Raw genomic sequence first — 25,248 nt, 5'->3', positions numbered from 1 at the left:
TTCCTCTGCTCTTTCAGCTTAATCCGGCCAGCACGGCCTGCGTGATTGCTTCAGTCCTGTCCTTGCCTGCAATCGTGCCTATCCCGCGTGCGGTTGCGGACTCGATTGCCGACATCACTTCGGCTGCCGCCTGCCGCTCGCCCAGATGCCCGAGCATCATGGCGCCGGACCAGATCGCGGCGATCGGATTGGCGATACCGAGATTTGCGATATCGGGTGCCGAACCATGGACCGGCTCGAACATCGAAGGCGCGCTGCGATCGGGATTGATATTGGCGGAGGCGGCGTAACCCAGCCCGCCCTGAATGGCCGCTCCAATATCCGTGAGGATGTCGCCAAAAAGGTTGGAGGCGACGATCACGTCGAGGCTTTCAGGCGCCAGCACCATGCGGGCGGCAATGGCGTCGACGTGGTATTGCGAGACCTCCACATCGGCGTAGTCCTTCGCCACCTCGCGCGTGACCTCATCCCAGAAAACCATGGAATGTCTCTGCGCGTTGGATTTGGTGACGGATGCAAGCTGTTTGCGGCGCGTCCGCGCCTGTTCGAATCCGAAGCGAAGGATCCGTTCGACACCCGCACGCGTGAAGATTGCCGTCTCGATCGCGACCTCATTGGCCGTGCCGGTATGAATGCGCCCACCGGCGCCGCAATATTCGCCTTCCGTGTTCTCGCGGATGCACAGGATATCGAAACCATCACGGCGAAGGGGTCCCCGAACGCCTGGCAACAGCCTGTGCGGCCGTATGTTGGCATACTGCGTGAATCCTTTGCGGATCGGCAGGAGCAGTCCGTGAAGCGATACGGAGTCGGCCACCTTCGCTGGCCACCCCACGGCGCCGAGGTAGATCGCATCGAATTTCTGTAGGATCTCGACGCCGTCTGGGGGCATCATCGCACCGGTTTCCAGGTAGTAGGCGCACGACCATGGGAACCTTGTATTCTCAAGGGCGAAACCGCCTCGCTTTGCCGCAGCCTGCAGCACGTCCCATCCCGCCTCGGTCACCTCCTTGCCGATGCCGTCGCCTGGGATGTGCGCTATCGTGTAAGCCTTCATTGAGGTCCTCCTGGAGACCGACGGGCACCGAAGGTCGCAGCTTGCTCAACATTGCAGCGACATTCGGCATCTCGTACCTGGTTTCATCAGAACAATAGTCGACAGCGCGCCGCATTTTTCGCCGAGAATGAGCCGCCCGACCGCGTCGAATCGCGTCGGGCGGAATCTGGAAAGTCGATTGTTCTGGAACCGCCGCGCGCGCTATTCGGCCGGACCTTGAGCGTTGAGCTCAGTCGTAAACGCTGACGTAGATCTTGCGCACGGTTTCGATCGTGCGCCAGACGCCGACAAAGCCGGGCTTCATCACGAAACTGTCTCCGGTACGGTAAGTCTTGGTCTCACCGCCCTTCTCCTCGATCTCGACGAGACCCGAAACGATGTGGCAGAACTCGCAGGTAGTGCCCTTGATCGAATGCGTCTCGCCGGGCGTCGCCTCCCAGACGCCGGTCAGGACCTTTTCGCCTTTCGAGGCATCCTGCGCCCACGTCTTGAAGGATGGATTGCCCGAAATGAGCCGCTCTGGAGTTGGCAATGCCTCCTTCGGCGCGAAGGCTGGATCTGTGTCGATCGTGATCAGAAGTGACATGTCATGTTTCCCTGTTAGTAGCCGAGTGTCCGATCGACGAGGCCGATCAGTTCTTCCCCGGCGCGGTGGCGCCGGATATTGTCCACGACGGATTGCGCCGCGGAATCTGCTTGCGTTACGGAAGCGATGTGCGGCGTGATCATCACCTTCGGGTGCCGCCAGAGCGGATGGCCGTCCGGCAGCGGCTCGGGATCGGTGACATCGAGCATTGCGGCATCAAGGTGCCCGCTATCGAGAGCCTGAAGCAGGGCGGTTTGGTCTAACTGCGGCCCGCGGCCGACATGCAGCAGCCTCGCCCCGGCAGGCAGCCGGGAGAAGAGGGCCGCATCGAGGATGCCACGGGTTTCTTCCGTCAGCGGCAGCAGGCAAACGAGAATGTCCGTGCGCGCGAGGAAACCGGCAAGCTGATCCGCTCCATAAAAGCAGGTGACGCCGTCGATCTCCTTCCTGCTTCGGCTCCAGGCAGCGAGGGGAAAGCGAAACGGCAGCAATCGCTCGATAGCCGCCTGCGCCAGCATGCCGAGGCCGAGAAAGCCCACGCGGCGCTCGGCGGCTTGCGGAGCGGCAAGACCGAGCCACGCTTGGCGCTTCTGCTGTTCACGATACGCCACCATATCCCGGTGGAGACTCAGCACGCCGAGAACGACATATTCCTGCATCATGCGAATGATGCCGTCCTCGACCATGCGCACCAGCTTCACCTGCTGAGGCAGGCTCTCACGCTTGAACTGGTCGACGCCGGCGCCAAGCGAAAACAGCACTTCGAGATTGCGATAGCGCGCGATGTCATCTGGTGCCGTCCAAGTCAGGAGGTAGCGCACCTTCTCCGGGTCGACACATTCGCTGCTGTGGAACAATTCGACGTCCGGGAGCTCGCGTGCGAAAACCTTGCGGAAGACCGCTGCGCGCACCGGGTCGGAATTGAAAAGAAAAGCCATGAAACCGCCCTCTCCGGCTATGCGGCTAGGCGCGTGCCGAGACGCTCGATCATGCTCCGGCAGGCAACAAGTTCGCCGATCTCGATATATTCGTTGGCACGATGAGCCCGGCTGATATCGCCGGGACCGCAGATGATCGCGTCGATGCCGGCCTGCTGATAGAGGCCAGCCTCCGTGCCGTAACTTACCGCAGGCAGCGGCTCTTGCCCCGTCAACTCGGCCAGAAGGGTTGTCAGTTCACTCTTCTGCGGGAGCGAAAGACCGGGATACGCGCTCAACTCATGCCACGCCACGTCAAAGCCGCTGTCACGGAGAGCGATTAGCTGGGCCTTTACCGGCTCAAGCAATGATGATGGGGAAACACCCGGCACGGCACGGAGCTCGATATCGGCGGTGCAGCGATCAGGGATGATGTTGACGGCTTGGCCGCCAGCGATGACACCAACCTGCAATGACGAGTATGGAGGCGCGAAATCCGTGTCGAACGGCCCATCCGCAAGGGTCTGACCATAGGCCACGATCTGCGTGACGAGACCTGACATTGCATGCACGGCATTCAGTCCCAGCTCGGGCCGTGAAGAATGACCGGACCTGCCTATCACCTCGAGCCGCGCGGCCGCCTTGCCTTTGTGCCCCCGCACGGCTTCCATTCGGCTCGGCTCACCGATAATCGCGCCAAGCGGCTTCTCGCACAGGCTTGGCAGGGCGGCGATGAGATGCGGCACACCACGGGCACCCGCCTCCTCGTCATAGGAGAATGCGAGATGAATGGGCCGCTGCAAGTTCGTCGCCGCAAGCCGCGGCAGCGCAGCCAGCACGCAGGCAAGAAAGCCCTTCATGTCGGAGGTGCCTCGGCCATGAAGCCTGGCACCATCTTGGCGCAGAACAAAGGGATCCGAGTTCCATTCCCGCTCACCGGCCGGCACGACATCCAGGTGGCCCGACAAGATGTAGCCGCGGGCACGCCGCGGCCCGATCGTGACAAACAGGTTGGACCGGTCGCCTTCGGGGCCGCAAAGGACGGTCGTTTCTGCTCCGGCCGCCTCGCAATATTCACGCACCCAGTCGACGATCGCGCCGTTGGGCGAGCCCACGACCGAGGGGAACGCGATCAGCGTCGCTAGAATTTCTTCGACATTCACCGGGCGCCGCTCCACTCGCAGTTCGCTGGATGCGACAAGTGTGGCAGCAGGCGAGAGCATTCCGTGCCGAATGAAGCTATGCTTTGGCCGAAGATTTCGAATATTGGCCCGGAACCAGCGAAACCTGCTGGCTTTCGGGTGTAATCATAAGGCAAAAGACGGCTGCGGCACCGTCAGCGACGACAGGACGTGCTCGCGAGTTGGATATAAGGAGCAGGTCGACTGAAATGCAGAGATCAGTGCGCCTGAAGTCTTTCGAACTGGTCGCGCGGGACATCGATGATGTTGACGTCGAGTTGCTGCACGCGCTGTCGATCTCAGTCCGCTGGCCGCATCGGCCAAAGGACTGGGATATTCTGCGCCGCGCCGGCCGCGGCATTGTTGCCGTAGACGGCATTGGTCGGGTTTTCGGCAGCGCGATGTGGTTTCCGCAAGGGGACGATTTCGCCACCATTGGCGTAGTGATCACAACGCCCCGCACGCAAGCGCAAGGCGGTGGCCGATGGCTTATGGACCAAGTGCTTGAGCAGTGTGGCGATCGCAATCTGGCGCTCAACGCCACCCATGTCGCCTATCCTCTCTATGTCTCACTTGGCTTCACGACCGAGGCCATCGTATATATGCGACAGGGGGAGGTTCCGCTGGTACTCCCGGCCATGGCTGATTTGGAAGGTGAATTGCAGACGCTGCCGAGCGACAGGCTGAATGAGATCATCGAGCTGGATACGCGCGCGTTTGGAACAAACCGCGAGAGGCTGCTCGCATTGCTCTCAGCGGATGCCTCGATCTGCACTTTGAGCCGTGGCGGCGAGATCGTCGGCTACTCCATGTGTCGCGAGTTCGGGCGTGGCTACGTGATCGGCCCGATGGTCGCGCGCAGTGATCTGGACGCGGTCCATCTCACAGCCGTCCATCTGAGAAATCTTGCAGGACGGTTCGCCCGAGTCGATACCCGGGAGAAGGATGGCATGTTTGCCGCGTTTCTCGAGCAGTGCGGCCTTGGCATTGCCGAAACCGTTACGACCATGTCCAAAGGGCGTCGCTTCCTGAACCGGGAAGAAAACGGACCGTGGGTTTATGGATTGGCTGGCCACGCATTGAGCTGACTGCGGCACCACAATGCGACCGAAAGACGCCACTGCAGATTGTGGTAGTGCATTTCCACGACTATGCCTTCGTAGTGGCATTTCTGGGTTACCCGTTCCCTTGAAGATATCTTCGGTGTGGGCCATCCGCCATCAATCACTCTCGCATTGTTGCGAAAGGCAGCAAGCAGGCCGCCCTTCCCTCAGCCTCCGGATCGCAGCCGTCTAGGGGCTCCGTGACAACATCAGGCATCCTTTGGAAGCACCTGAAGGACCCGTGCGATGAACATATGGAACTCGGCCATGTAGTTGCGCAAGAACTCCTGCGTGGATTCGACTGTGACTTCGCCGCCGTCCGTGATCAGGCCCGGCGTGAACTGGTGCCGGCCTGCAACACACCGACCGTGACCACTGCCGCATCGGTGGCGGCAACCTCGCGGGACACGATGGTCTGAAGTCGCAGGACGACGGATGCCGCCATAACGGCGGGATCTATACTCGCTTGCGGCATCGACCCATGGGCCCCTCGTCCGAACAGCCGGATTTGAAGGCTGTCCGCCGCGGAGGTGATTGGCCCGGCGCTGCCGGCGACGGTGCCGGCGGGACCGACCATGACATGCTGGCCAAGCACGACATCAGGCGTGGGGAAGCGTTTAAGCAGACCGTCATCGATCATGGCCTGGGTGCCTTGGGCGGTTTCTTCACCAGGCTGGAAGACGGCCATCAATGTACCCTTCCAGTCTTTGCGCGTCTGCGCCAACAGCGTGGCCGCACCGACAAGCCAGGCGACGTGCATGTCGTGGCCGCACATATGCCCTACCGGCACCGTGTTCCCTTCGGCGTCCGTCGCCGTGACCTTGCTGGCCAAGGCGAGGCCCGTATTCTCGGCGATCGGGAGCGCGTCCATGTCGGCCCGCAGCATCACCGTCGGCCCCTTGCCGTTGCGGAGCAATCCCACCACACCCGTCTTGCCCACCCCGGCTGTTACCTCGTAACCGGCGTTCTTGAGCCTTTCAGCGGCAATGCCCGCTGTTCGCGTCTCCTGCATCGACAGTTCCGGATGGGCGTGAATGTCTTTGTAGAGCGCCTCAAGATCGGGCAGCAGCCTGCCCATGTTCGACAGGACGGCGGATGTGTCCTCACGAGAAGTATGCTTCTTCATGACAATCTCCTGCCGACGGCTTGGACAACCGGCCTTTTAAGCCTTCGATGGCCCAGCGGAGTAGACGATGATCATTGCTGTCCCCTGTATCGACAGCAAGTCCGATTCCTATGATCAACCAAATCGTGACCTCATCCCGATACGGTGCCGGTGTTCCGGGCGAAGCCTTCATGCGTATTTGCAAGGGCTCGGCCTCGATGGCTTAGTCGCCTTGTGGCGATGTCAAAGATCAGTTTCGGGGGGCGAACTGTCCACTCACCAGTCATCCTTGATCGATTTCCATAGCTGCGAGCTTGGCTACTTGCTCTGCCAAACGATCGCAGGGAGGCGAAACGTACGGATACGCTTCCCGGAGGGCCACTGCCCGTGCGGCTAGTTACGTCGGTCTTGTCCGCGTCGTGCACGGCTTGGCAGCAGCAGGCTTATTTCGACCGTGCTCCCGGCAAACGACATCCCAATACAAATTTGCATTTCGGTCCGCGATTAGACGGCCGAGACACTACCATATCTTAGCGCGAGCCAAACGCCGGCATTCGTGACGTCCAGATCGCCAAGCCGATGATGACGATTAATATCCAAAAGAGCGAATTGAAGAGCATGCGAACAAGGTCGCGGTTTTGGTCCTTGGTAACGCCAAGCCGATCCGAGATCGAGATAATGTCACCGGGCGCGATCAACAGCCAGATTATGAGACGAACGAGTCTTGCCATGCAATTCCTTGCCTCTCCAGCCAGATAGGAAAGCATCAACCGGCGCTCAAGTCGAGCGTGCCACACACGAAGCATGCACTGGCTCGCGCCCGGTCGGGTTCGCATCATTCGAAGCAGAGATGAGACCAGTTCGGTGAAGAGAAAGCTGCGATCTTTGCAAGTTGTCCCGAACTCGGCATCCCTCGCCAGGCGATCCCGCGCTTGCCCGACCGGGTTCAAAGGTTTGTGTGAAGCTCGATAGCCCTCGGGGCCGGATCACGGAACGTGGTCTGTCCTGCGAAACACATATCATGCCGCCGACATTCCCCTTCGTGCTGAGAGCATCGATGAGACCGGGCCCCCTTCCCTTCGGGCTTTCCAGTTCCAGGCGCGATAGCGGGCCGTGGTTGTACTCGTGCGTCACCCGCTGAACGGTCTCCTTCTGCGCTTCACGAGGCCGGCGCTTTCGACTGCATGGCCATGACAAAGCTCCTTCCAAACTCGGTTTTGCCTTTGCCGTCGATGGCTGACGTGAATTCTATTGAAGAACGGAAGCTGCCCTCGGCGCCTCACCAGCGAATGACGATCACCTTATCTCTCCCGCCGCCCAGTTGGATCGCCTCGGTGCCATCGGACTTGCGGCTACCAATTTGAGCGTCGTCAACGATTTCTACCGCAGTAGGATTCATGCCAAAGGCTTCGTCCACTTCGGCGCTGCAGACCAGCGTCCGGCGGTAAATCCTTGATCTGCTCTAAAAGCTCGCGAACGGTCATTTCGCACCTGTTTCGTGGAAGTGGAAGACACAGATCGCAAACTGCCCCCCTCGCGAAATGTTCCTCCTGCACGGCGAATATCCCCGCAGGCGGAGCTGATGGCATCGCTCAGCCGCTCAGCGGATCTTGCGGGCGACGAGGTGATGAAGGATCCGCTTGGGAGCATCACCTTTGCCCCTTTGTTTGCTTATGGCTGCCCCTGGCCGCCGCCGGACCCGTAGATATTTCCGGTTGCGAAGCTTGCATCGTTGGCTGCCAACTGCACATAGATGGAGGCCAGTTCCGCCGGCTGACCCGGCCGTTCCAACGCAGTTGTGCTGCCGAATTTCTTGTATTTTTCCTCCGACGCGCCGCCGCTTATCTGCAGGGGCGTCCAGATCGGTCCCGGGGCCACGCCGTTTACGCGAATACCCTTAGGTCCGAGCTGCTTCGCCAACGACTTCACGTAGTTCATAGTCGCGGCCTTGGTCTGAGCGTAGTCGTAGAGCTCGGGCGAAGGATCGTAGGCCTGTTCCGAGGTCGTTCCGATTATGCAGGATCCTGGCTTCAGATGCGGCAGCACCGCCTTGATGATCCAGAACGGCGCGTAGATGTTGGTCTTCATTGTAGCGTCGAAGTCCTCGCTCGTTATGTCGAGGATGGAGGGTTTCGCCTGCTGCCGGCCGGCATTGCAGACGACGATATCGAGCCCGCCGAGCTGCTGCAGGGCGTCGGCAACCAATTTCTGGCAGAAAGCCTCCTCCCGCAAATCGCCGGGAAGCGCGACTCCGGTCCTGCCGGCATCTCGTATAAGTTGGATCACCTCACTCGCGTCGGGCTCTTCCGACGGATAGAAGTTGATCGCGACATCCGCTCCTTCGCGCGCATAAGCAATAGCGGCGGCCCGGCCCATACCGGAATCGCCTCCCGTGATCAGAGCTTTGCGACCCGCAAGCCGGTCTGAACCCTTGTAGCTGGTCTCTCCGTGGTCGGGTTTCGGCTTCATGTCGCGTGCCAGGCCGGGCCAGGGCTGCGTCTGTGCTTCGAATGGCGGCTTCGGGTACTTGGAGCGGGGATCTTGCATCGCGGGTCCGTTCTCTGAGATTTTGGTCGTTGTTTGCTGGGCGCTGGCCGTACCCGAGACGCCGGCCGCTATTCCGACTCCTGCTGCCGCCATGACTTCACGTCGGGACAATGAACGGGGACGGTCTTTGGTCATTCGACTTCTCCGAGGCGCGTGAAACGTCCGAACCGCCTCGGCCTGATAAGGCTCCTTGGTCCGATCGAGAGAGCCCGAGGAGGGCCGCCATGTCATCTTTTCTCCACGGGATGGCGAATTTTCTCCACGGGATGGCGAATGGCTGGGCGGCTGGTTGCGCAGGAGGTCCGATTGACCGCGAACCCAAGAGCTCTCAATGCCCGAGATAAGGAAGCAATGGAGCAAATCATCGGCTATGACAGCCGAAATTACCTCGACTGGGAGATCGGCAGTGCGTACGAGGCGATCCTGCTGGCGTTGTGGGCCCACAGAATTTCGCCCACCCAATTGACCGCTAGCAGAGTTCTTTGCCCGTTAGCGGCAACGCATCTTCGTCCAATGATTTGAGCCGGCCGATCCGGAGCTCGCGGCTGGTGATTGATCTAATCGGTCTGCACGACCGACATAATTTCACCTTTGACAAGCGCCTGGGGATTACGCGGCCTCTTCCGTCTCAGCGTAATTGACGGGATTCTGCAGGTATGACGGGTCGAGCCGTCGAGCCCAGTTCCTCTCAGCATCGAGCAGTTCATCCTCCTCAGTCAGGCCGTTCATAAAGAGCCTGAGGACGTGCGCAGCAATGCGCGCTGCTTCGTTCGAAGCAGGGGCTACGCCGCGCTCTTTGCAGACGGAGTGACAAACGTGGGCAAGCATAACAATATCGCTCGGCCCCAAAAAACGACCAGGATACAACATACCGTTCTCTGCTCAAAAGCTACTGATGGCTACCGGTTACGCAAGGTTACCAGCAGTTACAATTAACTATGATAGTCATGCACCTCGACTTTGCGAAACATCCATTGCGCCCTCGAAAGGGCGTCAGGTACCAGCAGCACTGAGGCCGAGCCGGACGCTGGGCTGATCTGGCTGCTCGGGAGAATGTGAGAGAGCCTGAAAACTTGGACGAAGTGAAGCCGCTGGACCCGGGAGCGGCAGTCCCGTGCGCTCTGTGGCCGCGGCTACCAATGCGATCAAAGCGTCCGTCATCGATCCTTGAATGCCGGCCGATCGCGCAAGCTCCAAACATTGGCGTCCGGTTCAAATGTCGCGCCGACCACCCGCTCCTTCTCCTCCGGCCCAGCGCCGGCGCCGCTCGACCGAGGTGATCACTTCAATCTGATGCTTCGTCATAGGGCTACTCCTAGTGCTGGCACTAGAACTTGCAGCCCTTCAGCCTATGTCAGCAAGGCTGCTTCACCGGATGGGTACCGGATTTCCAAAGAGGACATTCGTGCTTCTCGCGGTCGCTCGCCTCGCCATGTGTATATCGAGGAGAGATCGCCGCGATCTCCTATTCATTTCACCTGCACTTCGTCATTCCCGTATGGACCGGTATGTCGTCGATCAGCGCGCAGCGCTGGAACGGACGAAACTGAGGCAGGGGGTAATGTCCGGGTAGAGGGCGGCCTCTACGGCCGGCATGCGGAACCCGAACACATAGTTCGATCCAATAGCCGGCCCTGACTTTCAGTTCCACACTACGCGCCGATGAATTGAACCGGAAGAGTCCGGCCGCGTTGTTGGGAAATCGAAACGTAATCCTTGGAGGAAGAAATGGCCGCTACTCAAACAACTCGCGGGCGCAGCCAGGACCGCGCAAAGGTCGCTGGCGGGCAGAATCATGAGGTGAAATACGAGGCGGGCAAGAGTGGGGCAAGCAAAGCCGACGTCAAATCGGCCGTGAAATCGGTCGGCAACAGTCGCAAGAAGGTCAAGGACAAACTCGGAAAGAAATGAGCCACGACAAATGGTTCGGATTGCCACCTTCAATGTGAACGGTGTCAATGGACGGCTGCCCGTGCTCCTCAAGTGGCTCTCGGCCACCAACTACGACATCGTCTGCCTCCAGGAACTAAAAACGTCCGACGAGAAATTTCCGATCGAGGCCATCCGCGAGGCGGGGTACGGCGCCATCTGGCATGGCCAGAAATCCTACAACGGAGTGGCCATTGTAACTCGAGGGATGGACCCGGTTGAACGCCGGCGCGGCTTGCCTGGCGATCCTGATGACACTCACAGCCGCTACATCGAAGCCCAGGTGGACCGGCTCGTTGTCGGCTGTCTCTACGTGCCCAATGGGAATCCAGCGCCTGGTCCCAAGTTCGACTACAAGCTGCGCTGGTTCGACCGCTTGATCAGCCACGGCCAGGACTTGCTCAAAGCGGGAGCGCCGACAGTGCTGTGTGGAGACTACAACGTCGTTCCAACTCCGATTGACGCCGTGGTGCCGCGACGATGGCTCGGCGATGCGGTTTTCTTCCCCGAGAGCCGGCAAGCCTATGCCGAGATGCTTGAGGATGGCTGGATCGATGCGGTCCGGCGCATCCGCCCGGAGAAGGGGGTCTATACTTATTGGAATCACTCCTATGGCGGCGGCTACGACAAGAGTTCTGGCCTGCGAATGGACCATCTGCTCGTCAGTCCATCGTTGTCGCCCAGGCTTCGCGATGCCGGCGTGGATGTTGGGACGCGAGGGTGGGAAAAGCCCAGCGATCATGCGCCGGCTTGGATAGAGCTCGACTAGTCGATTTTGACGGGGCCAAGTTCAGATGTCAGCAGGTTCACGCCTTTGTCCGAAACTTGTCGCATATTTCGGACATGTCCTTGGTTGAGCCTGACAGCAATTTCCGTACGCGCGTGCTTGCACGGATCGAGTCCAAACCCGACGAGGTATGGACCCGCCGACTTTGCAGACTTCGGTGGAGGCATCGAGAAGAGCCTCAACGGTGGCAAACAGGGTCACACTCGACCTCGCCGTCTTTCCAACCCACGCGCCGCCTTTCGTGCGACCCTGAGGTCATCGAGAGTTGGCTGCCACCAAAGCGCGTCACCAATCTCCGTCTTGGTTCGCGAGGGCCAGGTCTTGATGAGCTCATCGAAGGCGGCGGGACGCCACCGACCCCAGACATAGTCATGGTGGTCTGGAAAGTCGGCGTACTGGGTACCAAGAATGTCGCCATCGACGGGCTCGCCATCGCACCCGATGAAGACGATGACACCGTAGCCCCGTGTCATTACCGGCCGGCCAAGCGGCGGAAGATCGTTTGGATCCAGCGGATAGCGCCTGCGGCGGCGTTCCGTGGCATGGGCGCGAGACGCCAGTTCTTGCGGAGACCCCTGCCTCTGCGCCGCGCGCTGTTTTCGCGCTTCGGGCTCGTTGCGAAGAGCGGCAGCCTCAATTTCCGCCCAGCGTCGATGCAGTTGTTCATAGGAGCGATATGGCACTTTCCAAGCGTGCCTGTCGGGATCCCAGGACGCAAACGGCACGTCGCGCATCACCTTCACCACCGAGCGAGAATATGGTGTTTGCACCTCCAGCCGATCCTGGTGCACGAACAGGTACTTGGAAACGATAGGATCGAAGGCGTAGGCGTCGCGTCCTCTGCTGTCAGCATGCACGCTCGATCCGGCGAGTTCTTGCTCCATCCAACGATTGACGCGCCGAGCTGCGGTCTTTCCCGGGACAAACCAGGCCTTGAGTTGATCGCTCCAGCGGGCCCGGGGAAAACTCTTCCGGAAGCGTTCGACGGTGGTCCGATCAAAGGGGAAGGACGCCGGCACGCCCGTTGAGACATTGTCATTCGAACCTGATCCATCCGTTCTCTTCATGATCATGGAGCCTTCACCGCATCTCTGACAGGAGAACGCTTTACGAAGGCGCAAGTGCCCTTCGCGCCGATGTCGGCAAGAACTCCCAGATTGCAGGAGGCGAACGTACCTTTGCTTACTTCGCTAGGGCCTGGGCGATAGCGCGATCGGCGATCCAGCGCGCAATGCAACAGGATCTGCGCTTTTCGTCCGGAAGCCCGAGAGGCCGATCAAGCTGGATTTGCACCAGCTTTCTTAATTCGAGACCGAAATCGAAATTCAACAGTGCCAATTATGTGGACCTTCTCGAGCACAGACACCTGACCGTTTCCATTCATCGCCCAAGGCCAGTTTATCGCTGGAAAGCCAAAGTGCGGGAATTCAGGAGAAATGGCCGCTGGATGCGTTTTTTCTGAAGGGGGTTGTCGAGGGGAGATACCCATGGCTGCACCAGTCTGTCGGCGCTGCCAAATTTGCAGATCGCATCCAGGACCTTTCCAACGACATTCCGGAGCTATGTGACATTATGGAGGCGTTGCTTGCCGCCCGACAGAAACTTCGCGAGCAGTTCACGGTGCTGCATGAAAGGTTGTTGTCGATCGTGAAGGATGACACGGTTCTGCAGGCGGTTGATGACCGTGCCTGGTATCGGCCCTGTCGTTGCGCTGGCTTTCAATGCCACGGTCGACGTTCCTGCACGCTTCAAGAACTCGAAAGCCGTAGGTCCGGCTCTCGGGTTGACGCCGCGGTTGCATCAATCAGGCGAGGACAATCGCGTCGGACGTGTTTCCCTGTGCGGTGACGCCATGATGCGGACGCTGCTTTATGAAGCCGCGCAAGTCTTGCTGACGGTGGTGAAAAAGTGGTCATGGCTGAAAACTTGGGGATGAACATCGCCAAACGTCGAGGCCGGCAAAGGGCGACCGTTGCCCTTGCTCGCAGAATGGCTGTCATCATGCACAGAATATGGTCCGACGGCGGTGAGTTCCGCTGGGCGCGAGAGGAAGCGACGGGGGTGATATAGCCGGGTCCACCAAACGAAAGGGAGAAGATCCGATAACGGGATCCGCCAAGGGCGGATACATGTCCTTCGCGGGACGGAGGATGAAGAGAGGACGTGCCGGGACTCGTTTCCACCGCGGCAACGTGGTGAGAACGCTGTTTAGATTGTCCCCTTCATTCCAACTGATCCCATGCTGGGAGGGCCAAAGCGCCGATCCCGAAGAGAAGCAGGGCCTCGCGAAAGACATCAAATGCCCATGGTAGAGGAAGCTTGAAAGCGATTGACTTCAACACACCGAATAGAGAAGTCCCGGCATTTGCTGGAGCGGATTGAGAGTGAAGCGCTCGGGCTGGGAAGCTCATGCCTTGCAGATGAACTCGTAGGGGGTGAGACTTTGAGGGTTTCGAGTCTGCGACCGAAATTGTAGGCCGCGACCAAATCGGCAAGATGCCGACGCAGTTGGGCGTGATCGTGGTTCTGGGATGCCGCACCGAGCCGCAGCGTGTATGAGAGGCGCTCAACATCGCGTCGGCCGCGCCGCGCTTGGCGGTTTGTGTCTTCTGAGCGGGGAGCGGCTTTCGCTTGGGACGAAGGCAGCGTGATGCTGATCATCGCCGCCGCGCTTCGGTCGCCGATGACGCATGATCATCAGCAGCACCAGCATCGCCACGATGATCATCATGATCGGCATGCCAATGACCATCGCCGCGGTCGGTTGGTCCGTGTGGGGTACATTGGCGCTCGGCTACGCGCCGCCGATCACCATGACTTTGGGCTGGCTGGCCAATGCGAATGCAGCGAATGAGCGCTGCACCCGTTCTAAATCGAGGCCGTCGGCAATGATGACCAGCCGCGATGTGCGGTCTTGGCTCGGCCACGCCTCCATATGTACAGGAGGATGAACGAGATGCTGCACACCGTGGACCGCGACCGGGCGGTCTTCACCTGCGATGTTCAGGATGCCCTTCACCCGAAGGACACGCTCTCCATGTCTGTTGAGCAGCATGGTGAGCCATAAGCCGAACGCGGTCCAATCGACTTGCTCGTCCCAGACCAGGACGCAGGATGCGATCGCCGCTTGATGCGCCTGTCCGTCGGCAGTCGCCAACACGGCAGCCTCCTCGCAGAAGAAGCCTGACTGCGATTGCAGCTGGCTTGCACGGGCTACAGTCTCCTGCTCGAACAGATCTCGTGCGCAGAACCCGGAGCGGACATTCAGTATCGGGGCATCCGGATTGATGCGCTCCAGCCGATCTGCAAGTCGCCCGATTTTGGCGTCGTCAGCGAGATCGGTCTTGGTCATGACCAGCCTGTCGGCAATGGCCACCTGACGATTGGATTCGATATATCGGTCGAGGTTGGCAATCCCGTTCATGACGTCGACGGTGGTCACCACATTTCCCACGATGAAATGGTGCTTCAGCATCGGATCGGATTTTAGCGTCGAAAGAATCGGAAATGGGTCAGCCAGCCCCGTACTTTCGACCACTACCTGCCGGAACGGGGATATCTGGCCTCGCTCCCGCTTCGAATATAGATCGCGGATCGCGTCGGCCAGTTCACCGCGCACGGTGCAGCACACGCAGCCGGACTGAAGCAGTACCATGGTTTCGTCAATTCGTTCCACCAAGTGGTGGTCGAGCCCAACCTGGCCGAATTCATTGATGAGCACGGCCGCGTCCGATAGATCAGGGTCATCAAGCAACCGTTTCAGAAGCGTCGTTTTGCCCGAGCCGAGAAAACCTGTCAGCAGGTGGACCGGGGTGAAAGGCGGTAGTTCAGCCATCGCGACCGGCTTCGAAGCTTGCGATGACATCGGCCTCCAACGGATCGCAAGTCCTGCCCGAAAGACGCTCCGCAGCCTGCCATAGGTGTCCGAGATCGTTGATGATCTCGGTCTTGCCCGTTCGCGTTGAAATGACAAAGGCCGTCCCCTGCCAGTCCGCCAGCCGCATGCCGAAGGAGGCCAGGATGAGATTAGCTATCCTGACGCGATTGGCGCGCTCACGGCGCCGGTCAACGTTTTCGACGTTGCGCGTGTAAACGCCGGGCCGGGCCACGGCATCGGTCCAATGTTCGTTGCTGCCTAGAACGCCGCATAGCGAGCACATGATCTGCTCCTTGGATGACCGTCTTCGGAGACCGTTTGACCCCGACAGGGCCTTACAGTTCCTCTGTAGGTGGTTGCCCTGCCTGGCGATGCCAAGTCCCCCCTGCCTGGTCTACCGCAGGCTTCGACCAGAAGAAGAACGCGGTCTCGGAAATGCCGAGGCCGCGTTCTTCTGTCGAGGAACTCAAGGGGCCGGGATCGGCTTAACCTTGTTTGGCTCCAGCCAGCCCTTGGTCGGCTCACATTTTCCGCAGTTGATGCCGGGCAAATTGTCGGCGTAGGTCACGTCGGGCAGATCCTTGATGGTTGCGCCCGGCGTGGGCGTACCATCTTGCACCGACTTCAAGCTGAGTTCGGGCAGCAGATCGCCGTTCAGCGAGGTGTCGATGAAGAGCGGTGGCACCTTGTCGGCAGGGAAAGTGTTGCAGCCGTCAACGAAGGTCTCACCCTGGCAGAGCTTCACATCCTGCGGCTCAACCCATGGCAGCGGATATTCGATGTTGTTAGCGGTTAGCTTCTTCTTGCCGGTCACGACTTCCATCATGAGCTTGAAGGCGTAGCCGCCAACGGCCGGACCCGCGCTCGAGGAGACGCCTTTCAGGCCCTTGGCCTGCATTGCCGGATCCGCCATCGCGAGACGATAGCCGTTGTTGGACTGGCCGGCAATCACGACCAGCTTGTCGGGACGACTGTTGATGACGGCTTGCAAAGAGCCAAAGGTGCCGTCAACCGTCCAGATACCGTCGACGTTGGGGTGCGCGGCTAGGATCTTGGCAACCTCCTCCTGCGAGGTCGCGTCGTTCCAGTTGCCATAGAAATCGCCGACGATCTTGATGTCGGGATATTTCTTGAACACGCCATAGGCCTGTTCGTCATAGGTCTTGGTCACGGTCGTGCCGGCGACGCCGTGGTTGAAGATCAGCTCTCCCTTGCCGCCCATCTGGTTCACCATCCACTGCGCCGTATTGGCGCCGTAACGGGCGGTGATGTTGGAGACGTTGTGCGCGCAGGACTCCGTAACCGTACTGTCGTATGTGAACACCACGACGCCTTGATCGCAGGCTTGCTTGATGGTGCGGTTGAGCGCAGTCGGCGAGAGCGGATACAGAAGAATGGCGTTGGCGCCTGCCGCGATCATGCTCTGGAGGTCAGATATCTGCTTCTGCACGTCGGTGCCGGAGATAATGGTCTTGAACTCTACCTGGTTGTCGTAAGGCGGGGTCGAAGCCAGTGCCTTGATGCCGTTGGCGGCGCTCGCCTGCCAGGTGTTGCCGCTGTAGCTCATGTTCAGGAACACCTTGTAGGTATCCTGGGCATTCGCGCTGGATGTCCCCAGACCAAGCAACGTGGCGGCGATGGCCGCCCGGCCGTAAGTCAGTCTACGCGAAGCGTTCTTCATGTTCTTTCTCCCATTTGAAGCGACCGCCGACTAACGGCTTCGCAGATTGAGCCGCCCACGCTGGAGCAGCAAAGCGATGATGATGATCCCGCCCTGCACCAGGTCGCGGAATCCCTGCGAGAGGCTGAGCGTGGTGATGACGGTGGACAACGTGCTGAGGAAGAGCGCGCCGGCAAGAGTTCCGAGATAGATGCCGGAGCCACCGGTGACCCGTGCGCCGCCGATGACGACGGCGGCGATGGAGGGCATCAGCAGCGCATCGCCCATGTCAAGCGTCGCGCTCGAGGAATAGCCGGCCAAGAGGATGCCGGTCATTCCGGCACAAAGGCCGCTGATGGCATAGACTGCGATGGTGAGCGCGGCGATCGGCAGGCCCAGCACGTTGGCCGCGCCAGGGCTGCTGCCAATGGCGTAGAGCTTGCGGCCTTCCGCGCTCTTGTTCTGGAACAGCCAGGCGAACACCGCAAAGACGATTATGAAATAGACGGGGTAGGGTACCCCCAGCCAGCGGGAGCTCATGAACTGCTGGATCGCAGGAGCGACCGATTGTTGCGAATTGCCCGCGGTGAAACCCAGCGCCACCCCGAAGAATGTGATGCCGGACGCCAGCGTCACGATGAAGGGCGGGATCTTGGCAATCGCCACACCGATGCCGTTGATGAGACCGATGCCAAGACAGCACAAGAGGGTAAGCGGAATGGCGTACAGCAGCGCGTCGTTGCTGCCGCGCGTAAGTTCCGCGATCATCATGCCGCCGACACCGATGACCACGCCCAGTGACAAGTCGATGCCGCCCAGAAGGATCACCAGCCCCTGCCCGAACGAAGCGACCACCAGGAAGATGGCGGTAACCAGTATGGCGGTGAGCTGGTCGAACGAACCGAAATTGGGACTGGCGATCTTCGTGCCGATGACCAGCAGCGCCGTGGCGGCGAACACGGTGATCGGCGGCACAAGGTCCGATGAGACAAGTGCGCGGCGCGCGCTCTGCGCGCCGTGCTCGGACGTCTGTGCCGGGGTCGTAATGTCCTTGTCGGTCATCAGGCTTCCCTTCTCGCGGAACGGCGCGCCAAATAGACGGAGGCTTGGCCGAAAAGGATTGCCAAGATCATGATAAGTCCGTTGAAGATGTTGGTGTAAAAGTCAGCCACGCCGAGCGCGAACAGCATCTTTTGCAACACCGTCAAAATACCTGCACCGGCCAGCGTGCCGACCACCCCGCCGCGACCGCCGAACAGGGACGTGCCGCCGATCGCGACCGCCGCGAACATGAACAGCAAGAAGGAATCGCTGATGCGTGGATCGCCCGAACCGATCTCGGCGCTGAAAACGAAGCCGGCCATGGCATAGAACAGGCCGGCGGCCACGAAAGCGAATAGCCTGGTGGCGCGGATATTGAGCCCCGAGAGCCGCGCGGCCGTCTGATCCGTGCCGACCGCGTACATTGCTATGCCCATGCGCGAATGCTTGAGCAGAAACCAGAAGACGAGCACCAGCACCAACAGGATCGCCGGCACGGGAATGCGTAGAATGTCGCCGGTGATGCCATAAGCGATGGATTCCACCACCTCGCCGCCAGGTGCCGGAAGGATGAGGAGCGCGATGCCTTGGCATGCGATCAGAGAACCGAGCGTCACGGCGAGCGACTGCAGTCCAAAATAGGCGACCAGTATGCCGTTGAGACCACCGACCACGAGGCCGACCAACAGAACCAGGCCGAAGCTGCCAAGGGCGCCCGCATCGCCGCCACTCACCGTCGCCACCACCACATTCGCGATGGCGATCACACCGGGGCCCGAAAGGTCCAGCTCGCCGCATACCACGACGAGCGTCAGTCCCGTTGCGGCGAGGGCGAGTACGATGGCGTTGTTGAGGAGGTTACCGATGCCGAACAGCGAGAGTGCCGAAGGCTCGTGGGCGGCATAGACGGCGAACATGACGATAAGCAGGCCGATGGCGGCGACCGCTCCGTTGCCTAGAATTGTCAAGCGGCCGCGAGGCGTATCGGATGCCATCGTTACGCCCCTTGGGCGGCAGGCCGCCGCGACCCGTCGCGATAACCGGATGCCAGCGACAGCATACGGTCCTGTGAGAGATGGTCGCGGCCCAGCTCGCCGGCAATCGAATTGCGGTAGAGAACGAGGCAGCGATCACAGAGCTGAACGAGTTCGTCCAGTTCAGTCGAATAGAACAGGATCGAGCCGCCATCGCGCACGAACGCGCGCATCATGGCGTATATGTTGCGCTTGGCGCCGACATCGACACCGCGCGTGGGATCGAACAACAGCAGGCACCGCGCGCCCGTTATCAGCGCCCGCGCCAGCACCGCCTTCTGCTGGTTGCCGCCCGAAAGCGCGCCGACGTTGAGGGGCAGGAGCTGCTTCGAAAGGTTCACTGCCGGGGTTACCTGCTCCACCAGCCGCAGCTCGGAAGATCTGTTTACGAGCTTGAATGGGCTCACCTTGTCTATCACCGGCAGCGAGATATTCGCCTGCGTGGTGAGATCGTGAAACAGTCCTTCGGACTTTCGTTCCTCCGGCACCAGCACCATGCCGAGCCTACGCGCCGCGCGAGGCGAGCCGACCGAAGTCGCCTTGCCTGCGATCGAGATCGTGCCCTCTCGCAGCGTCGACAAGCCCACCAGCGACTTGAAGAGACTGGACTGCCCGTGACCCTCCAGACCCGCCACACCAAGAATCTCGCCGGGAGCCAGCGAGAAGCTGATATCATTGACGCCAGGGCCGATCAGGTGACCGACCTCCAGCGCCGGCGTGGCGCCGACGCGAACCGCCGACGGCGCCTTCTCCGCGGATTCAACCACGGAGCGACCGGCCATACTGCTGAATATCGCTTCGTCGCTCATGGATTCAACATCGCTTTCCAGCACCTTGCGGCCGTTACGCAGGATAACGCAGCGCTGGCACAAGCGGCGGATCTCGTCGAGCTTGTGGCTTATGTAGAGCACTGACGTGCCGCCACGAACAGCGGCATCGACCAGCTTGAAAAGCCATTCACGGTCGGAGAGCGCGGCGGTCGCTTCGTCGAGCACCAGCACGGCCGGGCGGTGCCGCAGCGCACGCACGATCTCGACCTTCTGGCGCATGCCGAGCGGCAGATCCTCGACCAGCCGCCGGGGCGCGATATCCGCCACGTCATGGGCTTGAAGAATCTCAGCCGCCTCACGCTCGATGTTGCGCGCCGACACCAGACCAAGGCGGTTGAGTGCCGGGCGCGGCAGGAACAGGTTCGCGGCCACTGACAATGTCGGAATCAGGCTGAGTTCCTGGAAGGCGGTTGCTATGCCGGCCAAGCGGGCGTCCACAATGCCCTGCGGCTTGAAAGGAGCGCCGCGCAATTCGATGGAGCCGGTATCAGGTGTGACGACGCCACTCAGTATCTTCACGAGTGTCGACTTGCCGGCGCCATTTTCGCCGAGCAGACCGCACACTTCGCCGGAGCGCATTTCAAACGAAATATCCTCAAGCGCAATCGTGGCACCGTAGCGCTTGGACACGGATCGGAAATCAAGGACGTTGTGCGTTCTATCCTTCATTCCACCTCTTCCCAGTCTTCCCTATTTGGTCAGACCAAGATTGGAGCTAGCACGCCTTACCCGCCATGACAATTAAGAAAACTTGCAAGAAAGCTTGAATTTTCAGCACATTTGGTCTGACCGGAAATGGGTGGTCGAAAAGCAATGCGAAGGGCACCAAATCCACCATCAATTCTGCTGTTTCCAGCAGAATTGACGGGAGCTGCCATCGGCGAGATGACACAGAAAGTATAATCAATCCGATCTATCGGGTCTGACCACTCAAGCGAACCGGGCCGGAGACCGCGCGGCGATCCCGGCATAGTACGCCGAAGCCGCTCAGGATTTGGGACGTGCCTTGCCGCTGCGCGGGAAGCGCTTGCCGAAATCGGCCGCGATCTCTTCCATCTTGACGAACTTCACGCCCTCGAAGCCCTTCATATAGTCATGGAGCCGTTCGTGCATCTTCAGCACATGCGGCTTGCCCGACACGTCGGGATGGATCGTCAGCGGGAACACGGCATAGTCGTAGTTCTCGTAGACCCAGTCGAACTGGTCGCGCCACATCTGCTCGATATCGCGCGGGTTGACGAAGCCGTGACTGTTGGGCGAGGCCTTGATGAACATCATCGGCGGCAGGTCATCGAGATACCAGGATGCCGGTATCTCGATGAGATCGGTCTCCTCGCCTTGCGAATACGGCTTCATCCAGCTGGATGGATGCTTGGAATAATCGATCTTCGTCCACTGGTCGCCGACCGTCACATAGTAGGGGTGATGGTCGTTATGCATCAGCGAGTGGTCGTAGAGCAGCCCCTTCTGCTTCAAAAGCTCATTTGTTTTCGAGCCGAACTCCCACCAGGGAGCGACATAGCCGCGAGGCGCCTTGCCGCAAAGCTTGGTGATCAGGTCGACGCACTTGTTGAAGATGGCCTCTTCCTGCTCGGGCGACATGGCGATCGGGTTCTCGTGGCTGTAGCCATGCATGCCGATCTCGTGGCCAGCGTCCGCCACTTCCTTCATTTCGTCCCAAAAGCTCTCGATGGAATGACCGGGGATGAACCATGTCGTCTTGATCCCCCACTTTTCGAACATCCGAAGCAGCCGGAGGCTGCCGACCTTGCCTGCGAAGGCGCCGCGAGAGATGTCGCAAGGGCTGTCCTCACCGCCGTAGGAACCCAACCAGCCGGCGACAGCGTCAACGTCCACTCCGTAGGATACAAACATTTCTTTCGGCATCTCTCTTCCTTTCGTTGTTCATGTCCCCGGCCGAAGGGCGTCTAGGGTAGTTGCGAGGGTGGAAGACCGGCCCGGCTTCCCGCCATGCTGATATGTTTGCGCATGTAGTAGTTGGCGCCATCGGGATCGCCCATGGCAATCGCCTCCAGGATGCGATCATGCTCCTGCACCGCGAACAGCAGATTGCCCCGCCGCTCGGTGGGCAGGCGCTGGCTCTCCAGCAGCACGCTCGCGAATGTCTGGTGCATGTCCACCAGCAGCTTGTTGCGCGAGATGCGCATGATGAGGTTGTGGAAATCGAAGTCCGTCTGCGCGTAGGAATTGAGGTCCTTTTCGCGCGCCGCGTTGCGAAAGGCGATCGTGCATTCCTTCAGGTCGGCGATCTCCTGATCGGTATGGGTCAGCGCCGCGAGCTCGGCGGCGTAGGATTCGACGATGTAGCGGAACTGATAGACCTCGCTCAGCGAATAACGCGCCGCGAAGCGCCAGGACGGAGTTGCCGGTGCGCCGGAAGGGTCGGCACAAACGAAGCCCCGCCCTCCCTCGCGCGCAACGATCTCGCCGATGGTGGCGAGGATCGACAGAGCCTCGCGCAGCGTGGCGCGGCTCACATTGAGGTCGCGGGCCAGGTCGCGCTGCGGCGGCAATGTATCGCCTGGTCGCAACCTGCCGTCGCGGATCATCGACTGCAAGGCGGCCACCGTTGCCTGGGCCACACCGCCGCTGGCTTCCCGGCGCTCGCGCCGCAGGTCGGGCGGCTGTAAGGCCGCCGTCTTTCCATCATCACTAAGATTGCGTTTCATCATGGCTAGGCCCCAGCGTCAGCAGGAATTGTCGCCACATAGCTAGAACAAGATACATTTGGATGGAACCATTCAGCCCGCGGTTGATCAGAGCATGACATCGCCGCCGTTCGGATTCATGGTCGCGCCGATGTAGTAAGCGCCCTCCTCCGACGCCAGCAGCACGGCGGTGGGAGCGATTTCGTCGACATGGCCGGCGCGGCCGATCGGCAGTTCGCCGAGCTTGCGCTTCTTCCATTCCTCCGGCAGCGCCTTGAATAGCTCCGTTTCGATCGGGCCGGGACAGATGGCATTCACGGTGATGCCGTCGCGCGCCACCTCATAGGCGAGCGAGCGGGTGAAGCCGATGACACCGGCCTTGGCGGCCGCATAGTGCGCCATTTCCGGCGCGCCCTTGTGACCGAGCTGCGAGGCGATATTGATGATGCGGCCGAACTTGCGGGAAATCATCGGCTTCAGCACCGCGCGCGTGCAAAGAAAGACGCTGCGCAGGTTGACGGCCATCATCTGGTCCCACATGCCGGTGCTCATTTCGGCGACGACGGACGTCGTGTCGATGCCGGCATTGTTGACCAGTATGTCGATATGGCCGAGCGCCGCCTCCACCTTCTTGACGGCTGCCTCGACCTGCGCCTCGTCGCTGACGTCGGCCGCGACGGCGAAGGTCCTTGCACCGAAATCAGCAAGGGCGGAGATGCGCGCCTCGGCGGCCTCGAGTTTCAGGTCGAGAACGGCCACGTCGGCGCCCTCGCGCGCGAAGGCCGTGGCAATCGCGCCACCGATGCCGCGTGCGCCTCCCGTGACCAGTGCTTTCTTTCCAGCGAGACGTCCTGACATGCTTGGTTTCCCATTTCCTGGTTGATTGACTATCGTAGCGAAGACGCGAGACCACCGGGCGCCGGCCGGCCGAGGATGCGTTCGGCTTCCTTCATGAACACGTTGAAGGTGTCGGAGGCCGGCACCGAAGCGGCGACGTCCTTGTGGCGAAAGCAATGGACCGTGTGCCGTTCGCCGACCGTCTCAGCCGGCGGCATCTCACGGCGGCAGCGATCGATGACGAACGGGCAGCGCGATGCCAGGAAGCAGCCCTGGGGCAGATTGATCGGGCTCGGGATCTCGCCTTTGAGGCTGACGCTGCTTTCGATCTTGAGATGCGGATGCGGCAGCATGACCGACGACAGCAAACCACTGGAATAGGGATGTTGCGGGCGATTGAAGACCGTTTCGGCGCTGCCCTGCTCAACGATCATGCCGAGATACATCACCGCGACGCGGTGGCTGATGAAGCGCACCGTGGAGAGGTCGTGGGAGATGAACAGATAGGCGGTGTTGCGTTCGCTCTGGATGCGCCGCAGCAAATCGATGATCTCGGCGCGGGCGGTCGGGTCGAGCGCCGAGGTCGGTTCGTCGAGGACGACGAGTTCGGGCTCCGTGACCATGGCGCGCGCTATGCCGACACGCTGCTGTTGCCCGGAAGGCAGCTCGGAAGGATAGGCGTCGAGCAAGTCGGTATCCAGCCGCACCAGGCGCAAGGCGTCGGCCGTGCGGCGGCGCCTCGTTTCGCGGTCGAGCTTTAGCGGCAGGAGCGGCTCGCAGATCGTGTCGCCGATCTTCATGCGCGGGTCGAGCGACTCGTTCGGTTCCTGGAATACAAGCTGAATCTTGCCAGCCAGCTTGCTCTTGTGTTGATGGCGCTGCGCCAGGTCGGTGCCGCGGAAGCGAATGTTTCCGGCGGTCGGCTCGATCAGGCCGACGATGCAGCGGCCGACCGTGGTCTTGCCTGAGCCACTCTCGCCCACGAGCCCCAGTGTCTCACCCGGCTCGATGGTCAGGCTGACGCCGTTGATCGCCTGTACCACCTGCTTGGAGCCGGCAATGGGGAAGCGCTTGTAGAGGTTGTCGATGGTCAGGACGGCGTTCATGCGTGCCTCACGGGGAAATGGCAGCGGACGAAGTGGCCCGGACCGATCTCGGCGAAAGGTGGCCGCTGTGCGCGGCAAACCGGCTGAGAGATGGGACAGCGGTTGGCATACTGGCAGCCGGTGGGCGGTTCGCGCCGCCGGCCAGTGTCCGGCACGCTCCAGCTGTCGCGCAGCCTGGGGCTATGGGAGAAGGCTGCAAGCAGCATCAATGTGTAGGGATGCGCGGGCGCGAGGAAGAGAGCCTCGCGCGGCGCGATTTCGACGATTTCGCCCGAGAACAGCACAGCGATGCGATTGCAGAAATGCGCGGTGATGCCGACGTCGCGGGTGATGAACAGCATGGCGCTGCCATGCTCCGAGGCAAGCTTGGTCAGCAGGGCCAGGATCTGCGCCTGCACCGTGACGTCGAGTCCGCTGGTGGCGTCATCCGAGATGATAAAGGCCGGGCTGCAGATCAGCGCCATGGCGATGACGACGCGCTGCGCCATGCCGCCGGACAGTTCGTGAGGATAGGCATCCATGCGCCGTTCCGGGTCCGGTATCTGCACGTCGTGCAGGATCTTCAACGCCATGCGCCGCGCCTCCTTGCCGCCGACGCCGAGATGGATCCTCGCCATCGCGGCGATCTGGTCGCCGACCTTGAGCAGCGGATTGAGCTCAGCGCGGGGATTCGGCACCACGACCGAGAGACGGCGGCCGCGAAGACGGCGGAGTTCGGATTCGGACAGGCTGAGGATCTGGCGGCCCTCGAAGTGGACTTCGCCGCCGGCGATGCGGCCCGGCGATGGCGGCAGCCCGAGGATGGAGCGGGCGAGCGTCGTCTTGCCCGCGCCACTCTCACCGACCAGGCCAACGATCTCGCCAGGCTGTACTGCAAGGTCGATGCCCTTCAGCACCGCCTTCGGTTCGGCGCTTCCGGACGGGAACGTCACGCGCAAGTTCCTGATGTCGATCAACGGCGGCTTGTCGCCGCCGGACGCGT

The 25,248-nt window shown here is 60.8% G+C and carries 25 protein-coding genes and 2 pseudogenes; 5 read left to right on the top strand and 22 right to left on the bottom strand.

What is annotated here, in order from left to right:
• Window positions 1–13: 13 nt before the first annotated feature.
• The 4 genes from FJ443_RS27025 to argE form a co-directional block, all read right to left on the bottom strand.
• The gene (locus tag FJ443_RS27025; protein ID WP_140523325.1) at window positions 14–1,057 is read right to left on the bottom strand and encodes a tartrate dehydrogenase; all 1,044 of its coding nucleotides are present in this window, start codon (window positions 1,055–1,057) and stop codon (window positions 14–16) included.
• Window positions 1,058–1,286: 229 nt separating this feature from the next.
• On the bottom strand, window positions 1,287–1,643 hold the full coding sequence (locus tag FJ443_RS27020) for a cupin domain-containing protein (protein WP_140523322.1): 357 nt from the start codon (window positions 1,641–1,643) through the stop codon (window positions 1,287–1,289).
• A gap of 14 nt (window positions 1,644–1,657) precedes the next feature.
• Window positions 1,658–2,581: a glyoxylate/hydroxypyruvate reductase A gene (locus FJ443_RS27015; RefSeq protein WP_140523319.1), complete on the bottom strand. Its 924-nt coding sequence runs from the start codon at window positions 2,579–2,581 to the stop codon at window positions 1,658–1,660.
• A 17-nt stretch (window positions 2,582–2,598) separates the two neighbouring features.
• Window positions 2,599–3,723: an acetylornithine deacetylase gene (gene argE / locus FJ443_RS27010; RefSeq protein ID WP_140523316.1), complete on the bottom strand. Its 1,125-nt coding sequence runs from the start codon at window positions 3,721–3,723 to the stop codon at window positions 2,599–2,601.
• 227 nt (window positions 3,724–3,950) lie between these two features.
• On the opposite strand from argE, the gene FJ443_RS27005 reads away from it, so the two are divergent.
• On the top strand, window positions 3,951–4,829 hold the full coding sequence (locus FJ443_RS27005) for a GNAT family N-acetyltransferase (RefSeq protein ID WP_140523314.1): 879 nt from the start codon (window positions 3,951–3,953) through the stop codon (window positions 4,827–4,829).
• Between the two features lie 224 nt (window positions 4,830–5,053).
• Here FJ443_RS27005 and FJ443_RS31845 read toward each other — a convergent pair.
• The 5 genes and pseudogenes from FJ443_RS31845 to FJ443_RS26980 form a co-directional block, all read right to left on the bottom strand.
• Window positions 5,054–5,188, bottom strand: a pseudogene (locus tag FJ443_RS31845) (ACP phosphodiesterase); the annotation flags it as partial.
• Complete coding sequence (locus tag FJ443_RS26995; protein ID WP_318013174.1) at window positions 5,170–5,856, bottom strand: amidohydrolase; 687 nt, start codon at window positions 5,854–5,856, stop codon at window positions 5,170–5,172. The gene FJ443_RS26995 and the pseudogene FJ443_RS31845, both read right to left, overlap by 19 nt.
• 623 nt (window positions 5,857–6,479) lie before the next feature.
• Window positions 6,480–6,716, bottom strand: coding sequence for a hypothetical protein (locus FJ443_RS26990; protein WP_140523311.1), 237 nt, complete (start codon window positions 6,714–6,716; stop codon window positions 6,480–6,482).
• A 512-nt stretch (window positions 6,717–7,228) separates the two neighbouring features.
• Window positions 7,229–7,366, bottom strand: coding sequence for a hypothetical protein (locus tag FJ443_RS26985; protein WP_224656193.1), 138 nt, complete (start codon window positions 7,364–7,366; stop codon window positions 7,229–7,231).
• A 254-nt stretch (window positions 7,367–7,620) separates the two neighbouring features.
• Complete coding sequence (locus FJ443_RS26980) at window positions 7,621–8,631, bottom strand: SDR family oxidoreductase (RefSeq protein WP_140555432.1); 1,011 nt, start codon at window positions 8,629–8,631, stop codon at window positions 7,621–7,623.
• A gap of 171 nt (window positions 8,632–8,802) precedes the next feature.
• On the opposite strand from FJ443_RS26980, the gene FJ443_RS26975 reads away from it, so the two are divergent.
• From FJ443_RS26975 to xth, 3 genes are all read left to right on the top strand, one after another.
• Window positions 8,803–9,018, top strand: coding sequence for a hypothetical protein (locus FJ443_RS26975; protein ID WP_140523309.1), 216 nt, complete (start codon window positions 8,803–8,805; stop codon window positions 9,016–9,018).
• Window positions 9,019–10,224: 1,206 nt separating this feature from the next.
• On the top strand, window positions 10,225–10,407 hold the full coding sequence (locus FJ443_RS26965; RefSeq protein ID WP_140523303.1) for a DUF3606 domain-containing protein: 183 nt from the start codon (window positions 10,225–10,227) through the stop codon (window positions 10,405–10,407).
• A gap of 10 nt (window positions 10,408–10,417) precedes the next feature.
• A complete protein-coding gene (gene xth, locus FJ443_RS26960) occupies window positions 10,418–11,194 on the top strand; it encodes an exodeoxyribonuclease III (RefSeq protein WP_140523301.1) in 777 nt (258 codons plus the stop codon).
• Between the two features lie 215 nt (window positions 11,195–11,409).
• Here xth and FJ443_RS26955 read toward each other — a convergent pair whose 3' ends face one another.
• Window positions 11,410–12,285, bottom strand: a complete 876-nt coding sequence (locus tag FJ443_RS26955; RefSeq protein WP_224656195.1) for a hypothetical protein — start codon at window positions 12,283–12,285, stop codon at window positions 11,410–11,412.
• Window positions 12,286–12,844: 559 nt separating this feature from the next.
• Here FJ443_RS26955 and FJ443_RS26950 point away from each other — a divergent pair.
• Window positions 12,845–13,282 (top strand): annotated as a pseudogene (locus FJ443_RS26950) (transposase); the annotation flags it as partial.
• Window positions 13,283–13,778: 496 nt separating this feature from the next.
• On the opposite strand, the gene FJ443_RS31325 reads toward FJ443_RS26950, so the two are convergent.
• The 12 genes from FJ443_RS31325 to FJ443_RS26890 form a co-directional block, all read right to left on the bottom strand.
• Window positions 13,779–13,952 (bottom strand): hypothetical protein, encoded by a 174-nt coding sequence (locus tag FJ443_RS31325; RefSeq protein WP_181167739.1) that lies wholly within the window; start codon window positions 13,950–13,952, stop codon window positions 13,779–13,781.
• Window positions 13,953–14,006: 54 nt separating this feature from the next.
• Window positions 14,007–15,047 (bottom strand): GTP-binding protein, encoded by a 1,041-nt coding sequence (locus FJ443_RS26940; RefSeq protein WP_140523298.1) that lies wholly within the window; start codon window positions 15,045–15,047, stop codon window positions 14,007–14,009.
• The gene (locus FJ443_RS26935) at window positions 15,040–15,372 is read right to left on the bottom strand and encodes a hypothetical protein (RefSeq protein ID WP_140523295.1); all 333 of its coding nucleotides are present in this window, start codon (window positions 15,370–15,372) and stop codon (window positions 15,040–15,042) included. The genes FJ443_RS26940 and FJ443_RS26935 overlap by 8 nt, the downstream gene beginning before the upstream one ends.
• A gap of 183 nt (window positions 15,373–15,555) precedes the next feature.
• A complete protein-coding gene (locus FJ443_RS26930) occupies window positions 15,556–16,770 on the bottom strand; it encodes a sugar ABC transporter substrate-binding protein (protein ID WP_140523293.1) in 1,215 nt (404 codons plus the stop codon).
• A 30-nt stretch (window positions 16,771–16,800) separates the two neighbouring features.
• A complete protein-coding gene (locus FJ443_RS26925; RefSeq protein ID WP_140523290.1) occupies window positions 16,801–17,811 on the bottom strand; it encodes an ABC transporter permease in 1,011 nt (336 codons plus the stop codon).
• Window positions 17,811–18,785, bottom strand: coding sequence for an ABC transporter permease (locus FJ443_RS26920; RefSeq protein ID WP_140523288.1), 975 nt, complete (start codon window positions 18,783–18,785; stop codon window positions 17,811–17,813). Before FJ443_RS26920 ends, FJ443_RS26925 begins: the two co-directional genes overlap by 1 nt.
• Window positions 18,786–18,787: 2 nt before the next feature.
• Entirely contained in the window at window positions 18,788–20,323 is a 1,536-nt protein-coding gene (locus FJ443_RS26915) for a sugar ABC transporter ATP-binding protein (RefSeq protein ID WP_140523285.1), read from the bottom strand.
• Between the two features lie 318 nt (window positions 20,324–20,641).
• The gene (locus FJ443_RS26910; RefSeq protein WP_140523283.1) at window positions 20,642–21,541 is read right to left on the bottom strand and encodes a polysaccharide deacetylase; all 900 of its coding nucleotides are present in this window, start codon (window positions 21,539–21,541) and stop codon (window positions 20,642–20,644) included.
• 41 nt (window positions 21,542–21,582) lie between these two features.
• Window positions 21,583–22,347, bottom strand: coding sequence for a FadR/GntR family transcriptional regulator (locus FJ443_RS26905; protein ID WP_224656196.1), 765 nt, complete (start codon window positions 22,345–22,347; stop codon window positions 21,583–21,585).
• A gap of 84 nt (window positions 22,348–22,431) precedes the next feature.
• Window positions 22,432–23,181, bottom strand: a complete 750-nt coding sequence (gene fabG, locus FJ443_RS26900; protein WP_140523280.1) for a 3-oxoacyl-ACP reductase FabG — start codon at window positions 23,179–23,181, stop codon at window positions 22,432–22,434.
• Window positions 23,182–23,210: 29 nt separating this feature from the next.
• Window positions 23,211–24,266 carry an ABC transporter ATP-binding protein gene (locus FJ443_RS26895; protein ID WP_140523278.1) on the bottom strand — a complete coding sequence of 352 codons (1,056 nt, stop codon included), beginning with the start codon at window positions 24,264–24,266 and terminating at the stop codon, window positions 23,211–23,213.
• Window positions 24,263–25,198: an ABC transporter ATP-binding protein gene (locus tag FJ443_RS26890; RefSeq protein ID WP_181165428.1), complete on the bottom strand. Its 936-nt coding sequence runs from the start codon at window positions 25,196–25,198 to the stop codon at window positions 24,263–24,265. The genes FJ443_RS26895 and FJ443_RS26890 overlap by 4 nt, the downstream gene beginning before the upstream one ends.
• Between the last annotated feature and the right edge of the window lie 50 nt (window positions 25,199–25,248).

This window comes from Mesorhizobium sp. B2-6-1 (genome assembly GCF_006440475.1).
Lineage (GTDB): Bacteria > Pseudomonadota > Alphaproteobacteria > Rhizobiales > Rhizobiaceae > Mesorhizobium.
The sequence above is the reverse complement of the archived record's forward strand: the minus strand, read 5'-3'. Positions and strand labels throughout refer to the sequence as shown.

What these genes read in the sequence shown, in the direction of transcription:
- FJ443_RS26940 (WP_140523298.1), bottom strand. Translation starts at nt 15,047, where the DNA reads ATGGCTGAACTACCGCCTTTCACCCCGGTCCACCTGCTGACAGGTTTT.
- FJ443_RS26995 (WP_318013174.1), bottom strand. Translation starts at nt 5,856, where the DNA reads ATGCAGGAGACGCGAACAGCGGGCATTGCCGCTGAAAGGCTCAAGAAC.
- FJ443_RS27025 (WP_140523325.1), bottom strand. Translation starts at nt 1,057, where the DNA reads ATGAAGGCTTACACGATAGCGCACATCCCAGGCGACGGCATCGGCAAG.
- FJ443_RS26930 (WP_140523293.1), bottom strand. Translation starts at nt 16,770, where the DNA reads ATGAAGAACGCTTCGCGTAGACTGACTTACGGCCGGGCGGCCATCGCC.
- FJ443_RS26920 (WP_140523288.1), bottom strand. Translation starts at nt 18,785, where the DNA reads ATGGCATCCGATACGCCTCGCGGCCGCTTGACAATTCTAGGCAACGGA.
- FJ443_RS26965 (WP_140523303.1), top strand. Translation starts at nt 10,225, where the DNA reads ATGGCCGCTACTCAAACAACTCGCGGGCGCAGCCAGGACCGCGCAAAG.
- FJ443_RS26910 (WP_140523283.1), bottom strand. Translation starts at nt 21,541, where the DNA reads ATGCCGAAAGAAATGTTTGTATCCTACGGAGTGGACGTTGACGCTGTC.
- FJ443_RS31325 (WP_181167739.1), bottom strand. Translation starts at nt 13,952, where the DNA reads ATGCCGATCATGATGATCATCGTGGCGATGCTGGTGCTGCTGATGATC.
- FJ443_RS26925 (WP_140523290.1), bottom strand. Translation starts at nt 17,811, where the DNA reads ATGACCGACAAGGACATTACGACCCCGGCACAGACGTCCGAGCACGGC.
- xth (WP_140523301.1), top strand. Translation starts at nt 10,418, where the DNA reads ATGGTTCGGATTGCCACCTTCAATGTGAACGGTGTCAATGGACGGCTG.
- FJ443_RS26980 (WP_140555432.1), bottom strand. Translation starts at nt 8,631, where the DNA reads ATGACCAAAGACCGTCCCCGTTCATTGTCCCGACGTGAAGTCATGGCG.
- fabG (WP_140523280.1), bottom strand. Translation starts at nt 23,181, where the DNA reads ATGTCAGGACGTCTCGCTGGAAAGAAAGCACTGGTCACGGGAGGCGCA.
- FJ443_RS26915 (WP_140523285.1), bottom strand. Translation starts at nt 20,323, where the DNA reads ATGAAGGATAGAACGCACAACGTCCTTGATTTCCGATCCGTGTCCAAG.
- FJ443_RS27015 (WP_140523319.1), bottom strand. Translation starts at nt 2,581, where the DNA reads ATGGCTTTTCTTTTCAATTCCGACCCGGTGCGCGCAGCGGTCTTCCGC.
- FJ443_RS26955 (WP_224656195.1), bottom strand. Translation starts at nt 12,285, where the DNA reads ATGATCATGAAGAGAACGGATGGATCAGGTTCGAATGACAATGTCTCA.
- FJ443_RS26990 (WP_140523311.1), bottom strand. Translation starts at nt 6,716, where the DNA reads ATGCTTTCCTATCTGGCTGGAGAGGCAAGGAATTGCATGGCAAGACTC.
- FJ443_RS27005 (WP_140523314.1), top strand. Translation starts at nt 3,951, where the DNA reads ATGCAGAGATCAGTGCGCCTGAAGTCTTTCGAACTGGTCGCGCGGGAC.
- FJ443_RS26905 (WP_224656196.1), bottom strand. Translation starts at nt 22,347, where the DNA reads ATGATGAAACGCAATCTTAGTGATGATGGAAAGACGGCGGCCTTACAG.
- FJ443_RS27020 (WP_140523322.1), bottom strand. Translation starts at nt 1,643, where the DNA reads ATGTCACTTCTGATCACGATCGACACAGATCCAGCCTTCGCGCCGAAG.
- FJ443_RS26895 (WP_140523278.1), bottom strand. Translation starts at nt 24,266, where the DNA reads ATGAACGCCGTCCTGACCATCGACAACCTCTACAAGCGCTTCCCCATT.
- FJ443_RS26935 (WP_140523295.1), bottom strand. Translation starts at nt 15,372, where the DNA reads ATGTGCTCGCTATGCGGCGTTCTAGGCAGCAACGAACATTGGACCGAT.